Genomic DNA, 982 nt, shown 5'->3' with positions numbered 1-982 from the left:
TCCACCAACCATTAACCTGGATAACCCAGAAGAAGGTTTGGATATCGATCTTGTTCCACATACTGCGAAGAAAGTGGATATGGAGTACGCCATCTGTAACTCATTCGGCTTCGGTGGAACAAACGGCTCACTCGTATTTAAGAAAATCTAACACTCATTTAGGTTTCTGAAACTTGTATTTAAACGGCTTGATGCTTAGCATTAAGCGTTTGTTTTATTGGGATATAGATAGCATGTATTGGGTCAATGGCGTTGTAGCAACGGAAGTTTCTCTCTCAGACCGATCATTCCAGTATGGTGATGGCTGCTTTACCACCATGAAAACATTGAATGGCCAAATCGAGCATTGGCCATTGCATATTGAACGGATGGAAGCGTGCTTACAGGTTCTTTCCAATTCCTCTCCCTGATTGGGTCATTGGTTGAACAGTTGGCTGCACCAGGCCGCGTTGCCTGATGCGCGAGGTGGGTTGAAATTGCACATTATGCCGTCGGAGAAGGTGGTCGCGGTTACAGTCCCAGTGGTGTTGCTACGCCTAACGTTACCATCTCGAGTTTTTCCTATCCTGTTCATTATTCCCAATGGCAACAATACGGTGTCGAGCTCGGTGTGTGCCAAATACCACTCGGTCTCAATCCTATTCTTGCAGGACACAAACATAATAATCGTCTTGAGCAAGTTCTTTGCAAAGTCGGAGCCTCGATGCGTTGGGGTACCAAGATGGGGTGACGTTTAATGTGCAAAACCATGTGATTGAAACTACAAATAGCCAATCTTTTTTGGGTTAAGAATGGTGTACTTTTTACTCCCGATCTCACTTTGAGTGGGGTGTCTGGTGTGATGCGTCGCTTGGTGATGGGCGAGGCACAACGTCGTGCGATAGCGTGTCAGGAAATCAAAGCAGACTTGTCCTACTTTATTGGAGGCTGAGGAAGTATTCATGACCAACTCGTTACTGGGTGTTGCTCCGATCAACCAGAT

3 protein-coding genes are annotated in these 982 nt (G+C 45.9%); all 3 read left to right on the top strand.

Features of this window, described 5'->3' with window-relative positions:
• On the top strand, window positions 1-151 hold a 151-nt coding region (locus CIK04_RS28970; protein ID WP_128824748.1), incomplete at its 5' end, for a 3-oxoacyl-ACP synthase.
• 82 nt (window positions 152-233) lie between these two features.
• Window positions 234-410: a hypothetical protein gene (locus CIK04_RS34745; protein WP_325205978.1), complete on the top strand. Its 177-nt coding sequence runs from the start codon at window positions 234-236 to the stop codon at window positions 408-410.
• 344 nt (window positions 411-754) lie between these two features.
• A complete protein-coding gene (locus CIK04_RS35840) occupies window positions 755-931 on the top strand; it encodes an aminotransferase class IV (RefSeq protein WP_369597184.1) in 177 nt (58 codons plus the stop codon).
• Window positions 932-982 lie beyond the last annotated feature (51 nt).

Source organism: Vibrio sp. 03_296 (assembly GCF_002265885.1).
The sequence above is the reverse complement of the archived record's forward strand: the minus strand, read 5'-3'. Positions and strand labels throughout refer to the sequence as shown.

What these genes read in the sequence shown, in the direction of transcription:
- CIK04_RS34745 (WP_325205978.1), top strand. Translation starts at nt 234, where the DNA reads ATGTATTGGGTCAATGGCGTTGTAGCAACGGAAGTTTCTCTCTCAGAC.